This window comes from bacterium endosymbiont of Bathymodiolus sp. 5 South (genome assembly GCF_900128535.1).
Classification (GTDB): Bacteria; Pseudomonadota; Gammaproteobacteria; order PS1; family Pseudothioglobaceae; genus Thiodubiliella.
This window is the reverse complement of record NZ_FQTR01000340.1, coordinates 1-1,166: the sequence shown is the minus strand read 5'-3', so window position 1 is coordinate 1,166 and position 1,166 is coordinate 1. Positions and strand designations below refer to the sequence as shown.

Annotated in this window: 2 protein-coding genes; both read right to left on the bottom strand. The window is 38.8% G+C overall.

Going from position 1 to position 1,166, the window contains the following annotated elements; all coding sequences use genetic code 11:
- Window positions 1-344 precede the first annotated feature (344 nt).
- Entirely contained in the window at window positions 345-566 is a 222-nt protein-coding gene (locus BBROOKSOX_RS11335) for a hypothetical protein (RefSeq protein WP_139661956.1), read from the bottom strand.
- Window positions 563-1,166, bottom strand: a 604-nt coding sequence (locus BBROOKSOX_RS11330; protein WP_180324037.1) for a hypothetical protein, incomplete at its 5' end; no start/stop codon positions are given. The genes BBROOKSOX_RS11330 and BBROOKSOX_RS11335, both read right to left, overlap by 4 nt.

The window sequence follows — 1,166 nt, the reverse complement described above, 5'->3', positions numbered from 1 at the left end:
ATTGTGCCCATGTGTTGGCTTGGCTACTAACACCTGCCGCCTCATATGCACCTGACCAGCTGGCGCCATAACTGACAGCGGAGCCTAAAAATCCGCTTTTGAAACTACCGCCAGATAATCGACTTCGTACACCACCAGTTAGACCATGGGCTATAAGTTTATTAAAACCCGCTTTCATTGGTGCAATATCCTAGCATTAAATCCTGCTGTTAATGCACTTGATAATCCTTATTTTAAATCACCCTTACTTCCAACTATACTTGATTAAGAAGCCTGCTGCATAAATATTTAATCCTAGGATAAATAAAATACCAATTAAAAAAGGGTAGCGTCCCCAATATCTCTTATCTTTTATTATTGCCTTTATATTTTTTTATCTTCTTGATTGCTATTTTTTTATTCAATATCCAAAATATCCAAATAGCTACAAATAACTCCATTGATCCAACAATATATTTTTGAATTCCAATTAAATTCCAACCGTATGCTCCATAACCATTAAATGAATAAATTGAACCAACTACCCATAAAAAGGGAAACCAGTTTCTTTTCAAAAATCCTATCATTTTGAATGCTCAACTGGATCATATACTTCTCTAGAAAACACATAACCAGCTGTTCCTGCTCCACTAGCAGGTGGGACACCAGGTATTGCTACACCCTCAATAAAATCCAAAACCTTTTGCATATGATGTGCATATCCATAATAAACACTTCTAAGTGTAGGTAGTACTAATTTAGCACCACTGATAGCAACCCCGCCAACAAAAGCAAAGGCTATTGTTGCAGAAAATTCAGCAGAAGTCGTTAAGGTATTTTTTGCTACTCTTTCAAATTGCTTGCCATAAGCAGCATTCATATCAGCATCATTAGCATTTCCCATAATATAATTCTCAAATGTTGAAAGTTGTTTATTGTAGTCTGATAGATCATTAAACATCCTACTAAACGCCGCACTCATGCCACCATTAGCAAACTTACCGCCACCCAACTCAGCGGCAACCCCGCCGACCACATAAGAAGCGATAACATTTTGTGCTCTTTGTGCCCATGTGTTGGCTTGGCTACTAACGCCTGCCGCCTCATATGCACCTGACCAACTTGCGCCATAACTGACAGCTGAGCCTAAGAATCCGCTTTTGAAACTACCACCAGACAATCGACTT